This window comes from Bacillus sp. USDA818B3_A, from assembly GCF_009928415.1.
In the GTDB taxonomy this organism is placed as follows: domain Bacteria; phylum Bacillota; class Bacilli; order Bacillales; family Cytobacillaceae; genus Neobacillus.
This window is the reverse complement of record NZ_JAABNN010000007.1, coordinates 161,750-177,057: the sequence shown is the minus strand read 5'-3', so window position 1 is coordinate 177,057 and position 15,308 is coordinate 161,750. Positions and strand designations below refer to the sequence as shown.

16 protein-coding genes are annotated in these 15,308 nt (G+C 40.8%); 7 read left to right on the top strand and 9 right to left on the bottom strand.

Annotation, left to right across the window (positions count from 1 at the left end; genetic code table 11):
- The first annotated feature begins 60 nt into the window (after positions 1 to 60).
- The 4 genes from GXK58_RS14775 (at position 61) to GXK58_RS14760 (ending at position 3,930) form a co-directional block, all read left to right on the top strand.
- Positions 61 to 1,332, top strand: a complete 1,272-nt coding sequence (locus GXK58_RS14775) for an MDR family MFS transporter (protein ID WP_160723954.1) — start codon at positions 61 to 63, stop codon at positions 1,330 to 1,332.
- A gap of 82 nt (positions 1,333 to 1,414) precedes the next feature.
- Complete coding sequence (locus GXK58_RS14770) at positions 1,415 to 2,647, top strand: aminopeptidase (RefSeq protein WP_160723915.1); 1,233 nt, start codon at positions 1,415 to 1,417, stop codon at positions 2,645 to 2,647.
- A gap of 173 nt (positions 2,648 to 2,820) precedes the next feature.
- Positions 2,821 to 3,213: a large-conductance mechanosensitive channel protein MscL gene (mscL, locus tag GXK58_RS14765; RefSeq protein WP_160723914.1), complete on the top strand. Its 393-nt coding sequence runs from the start codon at positions 2,821 to 2,823 to the stop codon at positions 3,211 to 3,213.
- Positions 3,214 to 3,291: 78 nt separating this feature from the next.
- Entirely contained in the window at positions 3,292 to 3,930 is a 639-nt protein-coding gene (locus GXK58_RS14760; protein WP_237389680.1) for a Bax inhibitor-1/YccA family protein, read from the top strand.
- A 45-nt stretch (positions 3,931 to 3,975) separates the two neighbouring features.
- Here GXK58_RS14760 and GXK58_RS14755 read toward each other — a convergent pair whose 3' ends face one another.
- The 8 genes from GXK58_RS14755 to safA all read right to left on the bottom strand — a co-directional run bounded on the left by GXK58_RS14755 (position 3,976) and on the right by safA (position 12,636).
- Positions 3,976 to 5,304 carry a polysaccharide biosynthesis protein gene (locus GXK58_RS14755; protein ID WP_160723913.1) on the bottom strand — a complete coding sequence of 443 codons (1,329 nt, stop codon included), beginning with the start codon at positions 5,302 to 5,304 and terminating at the stop codon, positions 3,976 to 3,978.
- A 104-nt stretch (positions 5,305 to 5,408) separates the two neighbouring features.
- On the bottom strand, positions 5,409 to 7,169 hold the full coding sequence (locus tag GXK58_RS14750; protein ID WP_160723912.1) for an FTR1 family iron permease: 1,761 nt from the start codon (positions 7,167 to 7,169) through the stop codon (positions 5,409 to 5,411).
- Between the two features lie 30 nt (positions 7,170 to 7,199).
- Positions 7,200 to 8,489: an iron uptake transporter deferrochelatase/peroxidase subunit gene (efeB, locus tag GXK58_RS14745; RefSeq protein WP_160723911.1), complete on the bottom strand. Its 1,290-nt coding sequence runs from the start codon at positions 8,487 to 8,489 to the stop codon at positions 7,200 to 7,202.
- Positions 8,490 to 9,338, bottom strand: a complete 849-nt coding sequence (gene efeO, locus GXK58_RS14740) for an iron uptake system protein EfeO (RefSeq protein ID WP_160723910.1) — start codon at positions 9,336 to 9,338, stop codon at positions 8,490 to 8,492.
- 140 nt (positions 9,339 to 9,478) lie between these two features.
- Positions 9,479 to 10,111 (bottom strand): response regulator, encoded by a 633-nt coding sequence (locus GXK58_RS14735; RefSeq protein ID WP_160723909.1) that lies wholly within the window; start codon positions 10,109 to 10,111, stop codon positions 9,479 to 9,481.
- The gene (locus tag GXK58_RS14730) at positions 10,104 to 11,153 is read right to left on the bottom strand and encodes a sensor histidine kinase (protein ID WP_160723908.1); all 1,050 of its coding nucleotides are present in this window, start codon (positions 11,151 to 11,153) and stop codon (positions 10,104 to 10,106) included. Before GXK58_RS14730 ends, GXK58_RS14735 begins: the two co-directional genes overlap by 8 nt.
- Positions 11,150 to 11,884 (bottom strand): cell wall-active antibiotics response protein LiaF, encoded by a 735-nt coding sequence (gene liaF, locus GXK58_RS14725; RefSeq protein WP_160723907.1) that lies wholly within the window; start codon positions 11,882 to 11,884, stop codon positions 11,150 to 11,152. Before liaF ends, GXK58_RS14730 begins: the two co-directional genes overlap by 4 nt.
- Positions 11,885 to 12,024: 140 nt before the next feature.
- A complete protein-coding gene (safA, locus tag GXK58_RS14720) occupies positions 12,025 to 12,636 on the bottom strand; it encodes a SafA/ExsA family spore coat assembly protein (RefSeq protein ID WP_160723906.1) in 612 nt (203 codons plus the stop codon).
- A gap of 120 nt (positions 12,637 to 12,756) precedes the next feature.
- Here safA and GXK58_RS14715 point away from each other — a divergent pair, with 120 nt between their 5' ends.
- From GXK58_RS14715 to GXK58_RS14710, 3 genes are all read left to right on the top strand, one after another.
- Positions 12,757 to 13,143, top strand: a complete 387-nt coding sequence (locus tag GXK58_RS14715) for a DUF1360 domain-containing protein (protein WP_442862481.1) — start codon at positions 12,757 to 12,759, stop codon at positions 13,141 to 13,143.
- Between the two features lie 63 nt (positions 13,144 to 13,206).
- The gene (locus GXK58_RS27030) at positions 13,207 to 13,353 is read left to right on the top strand and encodes a hypothetical protein (RefSeq protein ID WP_202171369.1); all 147 of its coding nucleotides are present in this window, start codon (positions 13,207 to 13,209) and stop codon (positions 13,351 to 13,353) included.
- A gap of 155 nt (positions 13,354 to 13,508) precedes the next feature.
- Positions 13,509 to 15,041, top strand: a complete 1,533-nt coding sequence (locus GXK58_RS14710; protein ID WP_160723904.1) for an FAD-dependent oxidoreductase — start codon at positions 13,509 to 13,511, stop codon at positions 15,039 to 15,041.
- Between the two features lie 83 nt (positions 15,042 to 15,124).
- Here GXK58_RS14710 and GXK58_RS27565 read toward each other — a convergent pair whose 3' ends face one another.
- Positions 15,125 to 15,259, bottom strand: a complete 135-nt coding sequence (locus tag GXK58_RS27565) for a hypothetical protein (protein WP_255286495.1) — start codon at positions 15,257 to 15,259, stop codon at positions 15,125 to 15,127.
- Between the last annotated feature and the right edge of the window lie 49 nt (positions 15,260 to 15,308).

Sequence of the window (15,308 nt, the reverse complement as noted above, 5' to 3'; positions counted from 1 at the left end):
CCTTCCATCGGGAAGTATGATGGAGTGGCACAACAAAAGAGAAATGAGGATTTTTTCATCATGAGAATTAGGGATTGGGATGCCAATTTAAAGGTGAGATTATTTGCAGAATCCATGGTAAATATCACCTATTGGATGTTTTTTCCGTTTTTATCCATCTATTTTTCCGAGGAATTCGGGAAAAATAAGGCGGGTTTATTATTAGTATTTTCACAGATTTTTTCAGTAGCAGCTAACCTAATGGGCGGATATTGTGCCGACAGGTTTGGCCGGAAACGGATGATGGTCATAGCCTCTATCGGACAGGGTCTTTCTTTTCTATGTTTTGCCTTAGCAAGTTCCCCCTGGCTTCAGTCTCCATGGTTAGGTTTTGCTGCTTTTACGGTGGCAGGTGTGTTTGGTTCCTTCTACTGGCCAGCCAGTCAGGCAATGGTTGCAGATGTGGTGAAGGAAAAAGACCGCAGCGATGTATTTGCTATTTTTTATACCTCTATTAATATAGCAGTTGTAGTCGGTCCCATTTTAGGATCTATTTTTTATGTTTCCTACCGCTTCGAACTGCTGCTTATTGCCGGGTTTGTATGTATATTGGTAGGATTTATCTTAGCAAAATGGACCAGAGAAACCGTGCCGAAAAATTTAAAGACTTCCCTGCCCGAAGGAGGCAAATGGTATTATTTTTTACAAAACCAAATCAGGGACTATGCACTGATTGTAAAGGACAAAGCCTTCCTCTTATTCATTATTGCCGGGGTCTTGGCAGGCCAGACTTTTATGCAATTAGATTTATTAATCCCTGTCTATATTAAAGATTTTGTTACCGATCAGGACCTGCTGTCGATTGGAGATTGGACAGTTGGTGTCAAGGGTGAGCAGGCTTTTGGTATCGTCCTTGCTGAGAATGGACTTCTCGTTGCCCTATTGACGGTTTATGTTACAAGATGGATGGGCAGTTATTCTGAAAGAAATGTCTTTGTTCTTTCTTCCATTGTCTATGCCTTATCGATTGTGATTTTCAGCCAGACCAGCTGGATTTGGGGATTAATCGCGGCGATGGCTGTATTTACGTTCGCCGAATTAATGGGCGCCGGCCTGCAGCAAAGTTTTGTTTCCAAACTGGCACCGGATCATATGAGAGGCCAATATTTCGCAGCGGCAAGTCTGCGCTTTACCATCAGCCGCACCATTGCCCCTCTAGCGATACCGATGACTGTATGGCTGGGTTATGGCTGGACCTTTTTTATTCTTTGCCTGCTTGCACTAGCTAGTGCGGGATTTTATTGGCTAATGTTTTTTGTGTTTGAAAAGCAGAGAACGCGGCTTACCACTTAACCTTATATTTTAGCATACGGTTTATTTTTCCAATTAAACACGCTACAATAAAAGAAGAATCTGATAAAAGGAGCTACATAACATGAGTGAATTCCTGAAGAATCTAGAAAAATATGCAGAGCTTGCCGTCAAGGTGGGAGTAAATATTCAGAAGGGCCAAACCTTGGTGGTTAACGCTACTTTAGATGCAGCAGAATTTGTTCGTCTTGTTGCTAAAAAAGCGTACGAAACGGGAGCTTTTAATGTGGTCGTGAACTGGAACGATGACATCATTTCAAGGACAAAATATGATTTAGCACCTGGCGAGGCCTTCTTAGAGTACCCAGAGTGGCGTGCCAAAGAAGTGGAGGATCTTGCAGAAAAAGGGGCTGCTTTTATGTCAGTCATTTCCTCAAGCCCTGACCTGTTAAAAGGGGTCAATCCGGAACGAATTGCTAATTTCCAAAAATCAGCTGGTAAGGCACTATCCCAGTATCGAAAGGCAATCCAATCTGATAAGGTCAGCTGGACAGTCGTTGCTGCAGCATCTAAGGATTGGGCTGCAAAAGTATTCCCTAATGAGCCTGCCGACAATCAGGTGAATAAGCTGTGGGAAGCCATTTTCAAATCTGTCCGTGTTGATGCGGAAAATCCAGTTGAGGCTTGGAAAAAACATGACGAAACTCTTCATGAGAAGGTTCATTATTTAAATGAAAAAAGATACAAAAAACTTCATTATACCGCTCCGGGAACGGATTTAACGATTGAACTTCCAGAAAAACACCTATGGGTAGGTGCGGGAAGTGTAAACGAAAAAGGATTTGAGTTCATGGCCAATATGCCGACCGAAGAGGTATTCACTGTACCTTTGAAAACGGGTGTCAACGGCACCGTTGCCAGCACGAAGCCTTTAAGCTACGGAGGCAATATTATTGACCGCTTCTCAGTGACATTTGAAAATGGAAGAATTGTTGGCGTCAAGGCGGAAGAGGGCGAAGAAATCTTAAAGCATCTTGTTGAGACAGATGAAGGTTCCCATTATCTTGGAGAAGTTGCACTCGTCCCTTATAACTCTCCTATTTCACAATCTAATGTTCTATTCTTTAATACGCTATTTGATGAAAATGCATCCAATCATTTAGCAATCGGCAGCGCTTATGCTTTCTGTATCGAAGGCGGAAAGAAAATGTCTTCTGAAGAGTTAGCACAGAACGGACTTAATGAGAGTATTACCCATGTTGATTTCATGATTGGCTCAGCGGAAATGGACATTGATGGAATTACAGCAGATGGAAAAGCAGAACCTGTCTTTAGAGCGGGTAACTGGGCATTTTAATTATCGTGAAAAAGAGCAGATAATCTGCTCTTTTTTTTCGCTGACTAAAAATAGATGATTATGTATGAGGGTTCTGAATTCGGCCAATATCTACCATAAATAATATTGTTGCCTTTCCTTACAGTTAAAGATAAAATGAACAATTAAAGAAAAAATAAGGGGAGGTGTCTTTTATGTGGAATGAATTTAAGCAATTTGCCATGAAAGGCAATGTCATGGATTTAGCGGTTGGGGTGATCATTGGCGGAGCGTTTGGAAAAATTGTTTCATCACTGGTTGCCGATATCATCATGCCATTAGTTGGATTATTAACTGGGAAAGTAAATTCTTTTGCAGAACTTTCCTATCACAGCTTAGCCTATGGAAAATTCATTCAAGCTGTAATTGATTTCTTTATTATTTCATTTTCGGTTTTCTTATTTGTAAAATTTATTAACCGTTTCAAAAGGAAAGAAGCACCTCCAGAGGTTGTCGTAAAAGTAGAGACCCAGGAAGAGCTATTAACACAAATTCGTGATTTATTAAAAGAAAATCAAGATTTTTCAAGAAAAAATGAAACATCTTGACCACTTTTACGTATATCTTAATAAGAAAGTCATAGTACATGGGGCTTTCTATTAAAATTCATTATGAGGTGAAGAGTTTTGTATACACAAACATCGACTGAATTGATGCCTTCCGTTTTAAGGACATTTGCTCTCTCATTAGCAATCGCCTTCTTAGGAACAATGGCAGGGGCATTCGTCGTACCGCCCGGATTGTTTATGCCATTAATGATTTTAGAATTTGTCATGTTAATTTCCGCCTTTTTCTTTAGAAGAAGAAAAGCTGTTTCATATGCCTTTTTATACATTTTTACTTTTATCTCAGGGATCACCCTTTATCCAATCGTAGCTTACTATTTATCAACAGCTGGTGCGAATGTGGTTGGAATGGCGTTTGCCAGCACAACCGTGGTCTTTACTGGGATTGCCATTTACGCTGCAAAATCCAAACGTAATTTCTCTTTCCTCGGCGGATTTTTGCTAGCAGCGATTTTAGCCTTAGTAGCAATTTATATTTATAATATCTTCCTTCCATTAAGCTCAACAGGAATGCTTGCTTATTCCTTTATTGGTGTCTTAGTCTTCAGTGGTTATGTTCTATTCGATATCAGCCGCATGAAGCATTATGGTGTAAGACCAGAAGATGTACCTTTAATGGCCTTAAACTTGTATCTCGATTTTGTTAACTTATTTATCAGTATCCTTCGTATCCTCGGAATTCTTTCTAGCAAAGACTAATAAAACAGGAGCTTGGCTTATGTCAGGCTCCTTTCTTTATGACCCTCACTGTTCGTTAGTCACTAATCCTTTCATAAATATAGACACGCCAATCTTCTTACATATGGTTAAGTAGTGCATCAAAGCTAAAAGAACAGCCCCTGTATTCATGCCGATAATGACACCGTTCATCTGCCACTCGTGGGAGGAGCCGAGCCAAAGGATAATCCCGAATGAGATGATCGTCGACCAAATAATATGAAAAAATAATTCTTTTAACATATCGAGACCAATTAAAAAAGCCTGCATTGGCATAATAAAGTAATGAAACAGGAAGAACGGCCAAAGTAACTGCAGATAAACAGCAGACGTATCGGATTTAAAAAATAAAGAGGTTAATTCTGGTGCAAAAAAGTAAAAAATAGCTACTGCTGGAATCCCATATAATAATGTAATGGTCATCACCTGCTGAAGCATTTTTTGTAAGGTTGCGTAATCCTTCTGTGCATTCGTCTTTGAAACAGCCGGAATCAGGACAATCATTAATGAATGAGCAATGAAGGCCGGGAAAAATCCGATGGAAGCAGCGACCCCCATCAGCATGCCAAAATGCTGAGTTGCCATCGTACTCGATAATCCTGAGTAAACTAACGCTCCCTTTATAGCAAATGGCTGCACGGCATTCATGATCGCGGAAAACAGCCTCAGTCCTGTCGTAGGAATCGAGACGGCAATTAAGTTTCTCCTTACCCCTTTCCGATTCATATTAGAAAAAGGCTTCCGTTTTAATTGCTGAAACTGAATCACAAACAAGTAAAACAGGTATAAAAAAACAACGACTTCACTGCCAATTAAAGCGCAGATGGCAATAAGCAAGGCTGCCTCTGCATCATATTCGAAAAAGCGGAACAGGAAAAACAGTCCGATGAGTTGAACCGTCTTACGCAGAAAATTGGAGACGGCTATTTTCCCCATTTCCTGCACACCCATAAAATAGCCTCTAGCTACCGAGGTCAAGGAAATCACAGGGACGAGAATGAGAATAAGCCACCTGACATATGGATGGTAATTATTAAATACAGGAATAAATGGAAGGAGGGCGGCGGCGGCTATAAAAAGAATACTAGTAAATGTGATCGTAATTGTCATGGCATGATAAAGGATATTGCGGTGAAACCTCTGCTCTCGTTCGGCAATGAACTTGGAAATCGATACCTGTAATTCAAAGCTTGATAATAAGACTAGTAAAAAAATCGATGGAAGAATCGTCATATAAAGTCCCAGCCCGTGAGACCCCAGTTCTCGTGCCAAAATCATATTGATCAGAACCTCAATCATTTCACCTAAGAAAGCCGAAGCAGCTAGAAAAAAGATCCCTTTATAGTAGATGTTCAATTTGCAAATCTCCCTTACTTTCGTCTCTTTTAATAACTTATGAGACAAGTCCCATGAATAGTAGGAGAAATTTTCAAAAAAAAAAGGACTGATCGTCAGCCCTTTTACACATTTGTTGATATGATTTGTTTACTGTCACCTTTTTTAACTAAGTAAGAGGTGATGAAAATGATGACTAATAATAGCAGTTGAGTCAAAGTAGTTTCATACGTTGGGTATAGTCCCAGCCAATCAATAAACGGCAGCCTTTCCACTGTGGTTGTAGAAAGTATGTTAGAAATCTGCAAAGCATGAATGCTGATTCCAAGAATTTTAAACGCCAAAAAGTAAATTAAGATGGTCGCTGTTCTAAAGAACAAGCGGACTGGAATTTTCACACTGTAATGAATGATGGCAAATCCAGCGATTACCAACAGGACCAGTGCCAAACAGATTCCGATTACCAACTCTGCTAAACTGATATAAGGGGTAATTCCCGTATAAAAAATAATGGTCTCTGCCCCTTCACGGAAGACTGATAGAAAACTTATTAAGGCAAATGAGATCAAGCTGCCTTTGGCAATTGCCTGCTGCATTTGCTGATTGATATATTTATTCCAGTTTCCGATGCTTGACTTATTATGCAGCCATGCACCAACTGTCAGCATCATGACTACAGCAACCACACCTGTTATTCCTTCAATATATTCCCTGCTTGAGGCAGCAACAAATTTGGAGAAAACAATATTAATAATTACAGCTAAGATGGCACTGGCTAAAATACCTGCAACCACTCCAGACCAAATCCACTTTTGCTTGGCTGATTGCCCCATTTTTTTCAAAAAGGCTATAAGTGTAGCAACAACTAATAATCCTTCTAACCCTTCACGGAGTAAAATGAGGGCTGCATCCCATAGTGAGTAACTTGTTTTACTTAATAACGGTTCAAGGCGATTTTCTAAGTCTTTCACGATTTCAGAAGCTTTATCGGCCTTTACATGTTGTGAATTTAATTGACTAATAGCGGTAGGGATCTTCGTTTCAATATCACTGTATAATCCGCTGTCCCTTGTTTGGACGTCTCCTTCGACCATTGGCCATATCGTCAGGATTTCATTTAAATGCTCACTGGCACCTTTGTAGTCCTTTTCCGAAATTGCCTTTTCTGCATCACTTAACAATCCAGCTAAATCAGTTAAAGAATAGTCCCCTTCTACCTGCTTTGAGCCTTTACCTGCAAGGAAGTTTTCTACTTCCACCTTTAATTCATCCAAGTTATGCTTGGCTTTGTTTAAATCGGCCGGTTCCTGTGTGATGGCAATTCGTACAAGTGCTGTGTATTTTTCAATATTTCCATATGATGCAATACTCTCATCATGGACAATCTTTTCCGAAGCAGTCCAGCCATTCATTATTTTCTGATATTGCGCTTTTAATTGAGCGGTATCCCCTTTTTCAATCGATTCCTTCATACTAGCAATCAATGGGAGTAACTGTTTCACCTTTTCTTTGCCCTTTTCATTGTCCTGTGGATTTTGCTCCTGGTCATATTGGACTAACGCACTTGAGAGGGCTGAAAGATTGGTCGAAAGTATCTCTTGACCATCACTATCATTTGCTAGTAAGCTTTGAATCTCTTTTAATTCTTGGTCAACCTTTTTCGCCTGCTTGCTGTCGGCTATTTTAATGGAATTCCACTCAGCTGCAAATTGCTTCATGTTTTTTTCAACAACTGCCTGTTCCCCATCTTTTGCCTTCATTAGACTATCACCTATCAGCACAAACAAATCATCATGATTTTCTGCCGCAATAACGGGAAGGCCTATTTGAAAAAGACTGAACAGCAAAATTACTATTAATAACGTCTTCCTTTTTAAATGCTGCATCCTATCCGCTCCTCTGTAAAAAAAGAACCACTAATTAAATAGTGTTTCTCCAATAAAACCACCCTGTTTGGCTCCCGGTAAACAAGCAAAAATGGCACTTCCACGATGGGAGGTATATTCGTTTAATTTATCCATCTTTGCTAACCTGTTTTGAATCGGAATAAACTGTTTACTTGGTGTACGCTGAAAACATAGAAACAACAAACCTGCATCAAAGCTTCCTGTTTTCAAATCCATCCCATCTGCATAGGAATAGGCCCGGCGGAGAATTTGCTCGGAGCCATCCCCGCGGGACAAGCGTACATGGGAATTGACAGGGATATAATCATCACCATTTTCTTTCTTTTGAGTAAAATCCGGTTCATCAAATTCATCTTTTTGACCTAACGGGGCACCGCTGTCCCGATAGCGGCCAAATGTATTTTCTTGTTCACGTAAATTGGTACGGTCCCAAACCTCTATAAACATTTGAATCCTGCGAACCACTAGATAGCTTCCGTTCACGAGCCAATCCGGACCATCCCCAGGCTGAACCCAGATATGATTCTTCATCTGTTTGTCACTTTCAACATCCGGGTTTACCGTACCATCCTTAAAGCCAAACAGGTTTCTAGGTGTTTCATTTTTCGGATCTGCTTGCTTAGTTCTCTGAAATCCTGTTTGAGCCCATCGTAGGGCTGCTTTTCCTCTTGCAATCCGAATTAAATTTCTAACCGCATGGAAGGCCACTTGAAGGTCATCGGCACAGGCCTGGATACAAAGATCTCCGCCAGTCCATTCCTCTTCTAAGGCATCGAGCGGGAAGGCGGGAAGATCCACTAATTCCTTCGGCTGTTTTGTCTTTAATCCGAATCTGTCTTCACTGTCTTTGACAAACAGACTCGGACCAACCCCAAACGTTATTGTTAAATTGGATGGCGAAAGCCCTGCCGCTTCCCCTGTATCTTTTGGAGGTAAAAATTCATTACTCGATAATTCACCGACTGACTTTCCTTCTGTCATCAGCGCAGCCGCCTTGGTCCAATCCTTGAATAGTTTCACCAAGTTTTGTTTGTTAGAAGTGGTTACATCTAAGGAAACAAAATAGACATGATTTTGTGTTTTAGTGGTAATCCCACTCTGGTGTTCACCGTAGAAAGGTACGATTTCTTTACTCGCTTCCGGGCCTGCGGCTTTGCTTTCCTTCAGCGAAAGGACACCTCCAAGACCGGATGCTCCTAAAATAACTCCAACGCCTCCGATTCCGGCCGTTTTCAGAATATCCCGCCTTGAAACCTTTTTTTCAGTTAAGGCTTCTAGAGAGTTTGGATTTTTAGTCAATTAAGACGCCTCCGTTATGATACCAATTTGAGAAAGTGGTTCGGCCAGAGCATCAATCGCTTGGCTGAGTTCTTTCACTTGTGCTTCCGTCAACTCTGTATATAACTTGTATCCATCACCGTTTTTATGCTGGTTAAGCAGGGTATATACATCATTAAAGCGAGCTTGGATTTCTTCTGATACTTCCGTGTCCTTCTCCTCTAATGCAGGCTGAAGGAGCTTATAAATTTTCTCTGCGCCTTCAACGTTCGCTGCAAAGTCGTATAAATCGGTATGAGAGTAGCGATCTTCTTCCCCGGTCACCTTTGATGTCGATACTTCATTTAAAAGGTCAACAGCCCCAGTAATTAATAAATCAGGCGTCACTTCAACGGTATCTGCCTTTGCACGTAATAGATTCACATCTTTCATCAGCTGGTCAGCCATTTGTTCATAGCCTTTTGTTGTGTTTTCAATCCATAATCCCTTCTCAATCCGATGGTAGCCTCCCCACTCAGCCTCCGGGACATCTCCTTCACGAGCATCAATTTTAGGGTCGAGATCACCAAAGCTTTCTGCGATTGGCTCGGCACGTTCATAGTGCATGCGTGCTGGTCCATAAAGCTGTTTCGCTTTCTCGATATCACCGTTTTTCACGGCCGTAGTAAATGCCTCTGTGGCCTTAACAAATTCTTCAATCTCAGTGATGGCATATTTTCTATATTCAGCCGTTACCCCACTTAACGTGTCAGACGAAGTGGTTTTTGTTTCCTTTTCTTTTTCTGAAGCAGTGGTTTGTTCGAAATTAGAACAGCCAAATAAAAGACTGCTAGATAGTAAAAAAACCCCAGAAAGTTTAACTAGTTTCATATTTAAAATTCCCCCACGAATATTTTAGTAGTGATAATGATTTTCATTATTATTATAATACCAGTAAATGAGAAGAGTTTTCAATTATTATTTTTTTCTAATAAAGAAACCTCCCAAAATAAATTGGAAGGCTTCTTTGGTTATTTTATTAAAGAATGCTTAAAAGCATAGATAACTGCTTGGGTGCGGTCCTGTACGTTAAGCTTACTTAAAATATTACTAACATGGGTTTTTACTGTTTTTAGGGCAATAAACAATTCATCCGCAATATCTTGATTGGCTTTTCCTTCAGCCATTAATAGTAAGATCTCCAGTTCCCTGCTTGTAAGATCTTCGTGTAGAAAATGTGTAGGTTTTTGCCGCATTTTAACCATCATTTTTCCGGTTACTTCCGGTTCGAGAATAGATTGGCCTTGATAGGTAGCACGAACGGCCCCTGCGATTTCACTGGCTTTTGAAGTCTTCAGCATATAGCTTGTAGCACCGGCTTCAAGCGCAGGATACACCTTTTCATCATCTAAAAAGCTTGTTACGATTATGATCTTTGCTTCAGGCCATTGCTCAATAATTTGCCGGGTCGCTTCGATTCCGTCCATTTCCTTCATCACTAAGTCCATTAAAATAATGTCAGGACGCAGCGATAAGGCGAGTTCCACTCCTTTTTTTCCATTATCGGCTTCACCGACCACCTCAATGTCCGGCTGAGCTGAAAGGTAAGAGGATACCCCGATTCTTACCATTTCGTGATCATCGACAAACACTACTCTAATCATTCACACCATCTCCATTTATCATTACCGGAACCTTTACTTCAAGCCGTGTTCCCTTATTTTTAACACTTACTACCTTTAAAGAACCGCCAATCTCTACGGCTCGTTCGTGCATATTTTGCATTCCATAGGAGCCCGCCTTCATTTCGTTCACTTCAAAGCCGATTCCGTCATCGACAATCCGAAGAATAACAAGGTCATCCCGTTTCACCAATAACACCTCAAATTTTCCAGCCTTTGAATGCCTGAGGGTATTCGAGATCGATTCCTGGAGAATTCGGAACAGGTGGTCCTCTATCCCTTTATCTAATGGAAACTCCTCTATCTTCCATTTAATATCCATTGTCACTTTTTGAGATAATTCGATCAGCAGCTCCTCAATTCCTTCTTGGAGCGATTTATTCTTTAAGGCCACCGGGCGCAAATGTAAAAGGAGGGCCCGCATTTCTAACTGTGATTGATGAATCATTTCTTCAACGAGTTTTAATTGTTTGGATTCACGATCATCCTCCATCTGGACTTTCGTTTCATTGATAGCAGACATCATCATCGAAGCAGCAAATAATTGCTGGCTCACCGAATCATGCAATTCCCTTGCCAGACGATTCCGTTCTTGCTCAATGATTTGTTGAATCCTTTCCTCTTGATCTTCTACCTTTTCAGTAGCCAGACGCTGTGATAATTTAGCCTGTTCTGACATTTGCCTGCCGATATTCTCAATCCGTTTAGCAATGGTCTGTATTTCACTAACAGCAGGTTTCTCCTTCTCTTCCACTTGTCTGCCTTCCTCTAGCTGATGCAAAGACTGTTCAATGGACATCAGCTGGTTTCGCCAAAAAAGGCCGGAAACTCCACCTAACACTATTCCCATTGCAATACTAAAAACAGGAACAAAAATCACAACCGGAATATTCATGAAATGCCTTGTCCATAATTCAGACCAGTTTCCTAATGGAAAGACATAGATTAATATTGCTCCAATGCCTATTGCTAAAATAAAAGAAAGGGAAAGATTCCAGATGATTTGCCGCTGGGTTGAACTCATATCCGGCTCACCTCTATATTCCCGGCCACTAGCGATGTGACAATTTTCACCTTTGTTTCCGAGGCATCATAGCCAGGGGTTTTCAGATGAAATACTTGATTAAAGATTTTTCCGCCGTGATTTCCAAATACCTTGGCCGAACCCATGAAACCTGAATGATGGATACTTACTTCCGTTTCATAAGGGATCAGGATATGGATATTCCCGACGATATTCCGAATAAATATCACTGCTTCCCCTTTTGGAAGCATGGTATAGCTAAGGTCGATCACGGTATCCCCTATTCCGGTCTGAATGTTTACATCATTCCACTCATAAATTCCTTGAGGTGTTTTTTGTTGTCCAATAAGAACATTACTAAACAATGGTTCAATACTAACCACTGTTTCTTCTGATTGTGTTGATTCAGCTGAGACAATCTCAGGAATAATTTTCGCAGGCTGTTTTTTTGACTGGATAAACTGAATGAAAAAATGCAAGATAATCGCTAATAATAAAAATTTAAAGGTCATCATATTAAGGATACTTAAGACAAAAAAGATGGTCCCAGCAATTAACAGGACTTTACCCAGCTTTTTCCCGGATTTCTTTCTGCCTAGATAAATCATACCGCCCGCTATAAAAAGAGAGAAAATGAGCCCTCTGTTAAAAAATAATATCTCTAAGAGCAGGATTACCACTACAAAAATAACCAGCCAGCTTAGATAATCATTTTTGGTATATTTAAACATTAGCCACCCTCCCTTTTTTTTTGTTTCCTTCATCATACCCTTTTTCCCACGCTCCCGTCACCTGCGCCTTAGCTTGATTTTCTTATCAGTCTTAAGACGTAGAAAGGGTCAGCCCCCATGAGAACTGACCCTGATCATTCTTATTTAGATATAAACATTTGGACCCAGTAATGACCGTATGAGCCGCCCTTAGCGTAGCCAACCCCAATTCTTGTGTTGGAGCTCAGGATATTGGCACGGTGGCCTGAGCTATTCATCCATGACTGTACGACCGATTGTGGTGTGGTTTGGCCGGCAGCAATGTTCTCTGCAGCGGAACGATAGCTAATACCAAAGTTCTTCATCATGGTAAATGGGCTGCCATACGTGGGACTAGTATGGCTAAAGTAGTTTTTGTCTCTCATGTCCATCGCTTTATATCTGGCCACACGTGAAAGTTCCCAATCTGCCGTCATTGGTTGTAATCCATTTTTTGCACGCTCCTGATTGGTCAGCTGAATCACTTGATTTTCAATGGATTTTACTCCGCCTAAATCAGGAATGGTGACCTTTTGGCCAGGATAGATTAAGCTAGGATTTTTAAACTGTGGGTTTGCTGAAATCAGCTCACTAATCCCTACTTGATACCTGACAGCAATTTTCCAAAGAGAGTCTCCCGGCTGAACCGTGTATATCTGCTGGGCAAAAGAGACACTTGGAATACAGAATAGAGATAGGAAGAACAGCAAACTAAACCAAAAAGATTTTTTCATTTTATTCGCCTCCTCGATATATAATCTTGATTTCCAGTTCAAAATATACAGGCAACGATAAAAATTTTGATCCACTTTCACACTAAATTTGGAGGACTTTACGTGGCAGACATTTCCTGGATGACTTATATCATGTTAATTTTAGCGAGTTACCGATTAACCCATTTAATCGTTTTTGATAAGATCACTGAATTTATCCGCAGACCGTTTGTTAAGAAGGTCAAGGTGGAAACGGCTGAAGGAATTACAACAAAGGAAGTTCCTACCTCAATGTTTGGTTACCTGTTGAAATGCTACTGGTGTGCCGGGGTTTGGAGTGCCATTCTCTTAGGCGGAGGCTACCTGCTTTTTCCTAAAGCTATCTTTGTGATTATATTAATTCTCTCTATTGCTGGGGGCCAATCCATTATCGAGACCTTTGTCGGAGTAAATATAAAAAAGGTCGATTATTATGCAGAACTTCAAAAGAAGGAAACACACAAACTTAAGACAAAGTGGAAAAATTGACCTCCCCTTCGCATATAGTTAGATAGGCTTTAGAGTTAGAGCCTATCTAAAGGGGGATTGCCAATGACGATTTGGTGGGTTACAACCATCGCTTTTGTTCTCTGTCTTGGTTTTGCAGGTGGGACTTTTATTCATTTCTTACGTCAAGGGCTGGATGAAGAAGACGCGTATCAGATTGATAAAGTCGAAACTGAGCAAGAATCTATGTAACATCCCTCTTGCCAATTATTTATCTAATTCTCCAAACTCGCTGTTTTGGCGAGTTTTCTTTATTTTTTCTCTAAAATATGTTCCCCCTTTATCACATGATTTTTGTAATTTAGGAAAAATTAAACATGTGGTAATTTCAAAGTGGAGGAATACATATGAGTACACCTGATAACGAAAAAAAATACCCTCGAACGTACTGGCGTGAAATCGAATTGCCTGCATTTAAGTCATTAGATCAGGATATTAGCGTAGATGTGGCCATTGTTGGAGCTGGAATTACCGGGATTACTGCTGCCTACCTGCTTACAAAAGAAGGTCTAAAAGTGGCCCTCCTTGAAGCTGGAGGGATTCTGAACGGTACGACCGGACACACAACAGCAAAATTAACTGCGCAGCATGGGTTGATTTACGATGAGTTTATTAATCATTTTGGTAAAGAAAAGGCAAGAATGTATTATGACTCTATGATGACGGCCGTTCAGTTTGTAGAAAATACAACAAAAGAAAAAGGAATCGATTGTGATTTTAGCAAGCAGGATGCTTACGTGTATGCGACAACGGAAGAGTATGCGGACAAGCTGCAAACCGAATGGGAAGCTTACAAATCTCTCGGGATTGACGGAGCCCTAAAAGACAGTATTCCGTTTAATATTCCAGCAAAAAAGGCATTAATGATGAGTAATCAAGCTCAGTTTCACCCGTTAAAGTTTTTAAGAGCGCTGTTGGATGAGGCTGTTCAAGCAGGCTGTGCCGTTTACGAGAATACGGTTGCTGAGGATATTGAAGATGACTATCATGATCCGATTGTAGTTACAAGGGATGGAAAAAGAATCAACACCAAGCATGTGATTATTGCTTCTCATTTTCCTTTTTATGATAAACCAGGTCTTTATTTTGCGAGAATGTATGCCGATCGATCTTACGCCATTGGCGTGCAAACCAACCAGGAATACCCAGGAGGCATGTATATAAGTGCCGACAGCCCGTCACGTTCCATACGCTACACGCCGCTTGAAAATGGGGAAAACTTACTGATTATTGGCGGAGAAAACCATAAAACAGGTCAGGGTGTTGACACGTTAAAGCACTATGAAGAACTTCAAGCCTTTACAGCAGAGGTATTTGGCATAAATGAATACCAATATCGCTGGTCTGCCCAGGATAATGTTACCTTAGATAAAATGCCTTATATCGGTCCATACACTTCAGAGCGAAAGAATGTCTTAGTGGCGACCGGCTATAAAAAGTGGGGGATGTCCACCGGTATTTTGGCAGGTCATATTTTAAAGGAATATATTGTCAGAGGCACGAGTCGTTATGCAGAGTTATATTCGCCATCGCGTTTTCAGGCGGATCCTGATTTAAAAGAAGTCATTTCAACTAATGCGGATGTGGCCAAACACTTACTAAAGGGCAAACTTGAATTGGTTGAAAAGGTTCCGGGTGACCTGCAGGATGGGGAAGGCTCTGTTGTCATGTACCATGGTAAGCGAGCCGGTGCCTATAAGGACGAAAATGGCAAGCTCTATGTCGTTGATACGACCTGTACCCATCTGGGTTGTGAATGTGAATGGAATCGTGCGGAAAAGTCCTGGGACTGCCCTTGCCACGGCTCACGGTATTCTTATGCAGGGGAAGTAATTGAGGGGCCAACTAATAAGCCGCTGAAATTACTGCAGGAAGAATAGTTGTATGTGAAGAGTTGAAGTTAAAGATAACGATTGTTAGTAATAAAAACGCCTCCTTCCATGGGAAGGAGGCTGTCATATATTTATTTGCTATTCGGCCGGTTTAGTTTTAATTCTTCACCAGTTGTGAATTCCACTAATTCCGCACTGTCTTTCATGCCCTTTTTACGATTATTATTACGCTGCGCATTGGCATTACCTAGTTTCTGTTTACCCACACTACCATCTCCTTTTCAAGAAAATCATTTATAGTATGGATGAAACAGA

What these genes read in the sequence shown, in the direction of transcription:
- liaF (WP_160723907.1), bottom strand. Translation starts at nt 11,884, where the DNA reads ATGTTTAAATATACCAAAAATGATTATCTAAGCTGGCTGGTTATTTTT.
- GXK58_RS14750 (WP_160723912.1), bottom strand. Translation starts at nt 7,169, where the DNA reads ATGCAGCATTTAAAAAGGAAGACGTTATTAATAGTAATTTTGCTGTTC.
- GXK58_RS14730 (WP_160723908.1), bottom strand. Translation starts at nt 11,153, where the DNA reads ATGAGTTCAACCCAGCGGCAAATCATCTGGAATCTTTCCCTTTCTTTT.
- efeO (WP_160723910.1), bottom strand. Translation starts at nt 9,338, where the DNA reads ATGAAACTAGTTAAACTTTCTGGGGTTTTTTTACTATCTAGCAGTCTT.
- GXK58_RS27030 (WP_202171369.1), top strand. Translation starts at nt 13,207, where the DNA reads ATGACGATTTGGTGGGTTACAACCATCGCTTTTGTTCTCTGTCTTGGT.
- safA (WP_160723906.1), bottom strand. Translation starts at nt 12,636, where the DNA reads ATGAAAAAATCTTTTTGGTTTAGTTTGCTGTTCTTCCTATCTCTATTC.
- mscL (WP_160723914.1), top strand. Translation starts at nt 2,821, where the DNA reads ATGTGGAATGAATTTAAGCAATTTGCCATGAAAGGCAATGTCATGGAT.
- GXK58_RS14770 (WP_160723915.1), top strand. Translation starts at nt 1,415, where the DNA reads ATGAGTGAATTCCTGAAGAATCTAGAAAAATATGCAGAGCTTGCCGTC.
- GXK58_RS14735 (WP_160723909.1), bottom strand. Translation starts at nt 10,111, where the DNA reads ATGATTAGAGTAGTGTTTGTCGATGATCACGAAATGGTAAGAATCGGG.
- GXK58_RS14775 (WP_160723954.1), top strand. Translation starts at nt 61, where the DNA reads ATGAGAATTAGGGATTGGGATGCCAATTTAAAGGTGAGATTATTTGCA.
- GXK58_RS14715 (WP_442862481.1), top strand. Translation starts at nt 12,757, where the DNA reads ATGACTTATATCATGTTAATTTTAGCGAGTTACCGATTAACCCATTTA.
- GXK58_RS14710 (WP_160723904.1), top strand. Translation starts at nt 13,509, where the DNA reads ATGAGTACACCTGATAACGAAAAAAAATACCCTCGAACGTACTGGCGT.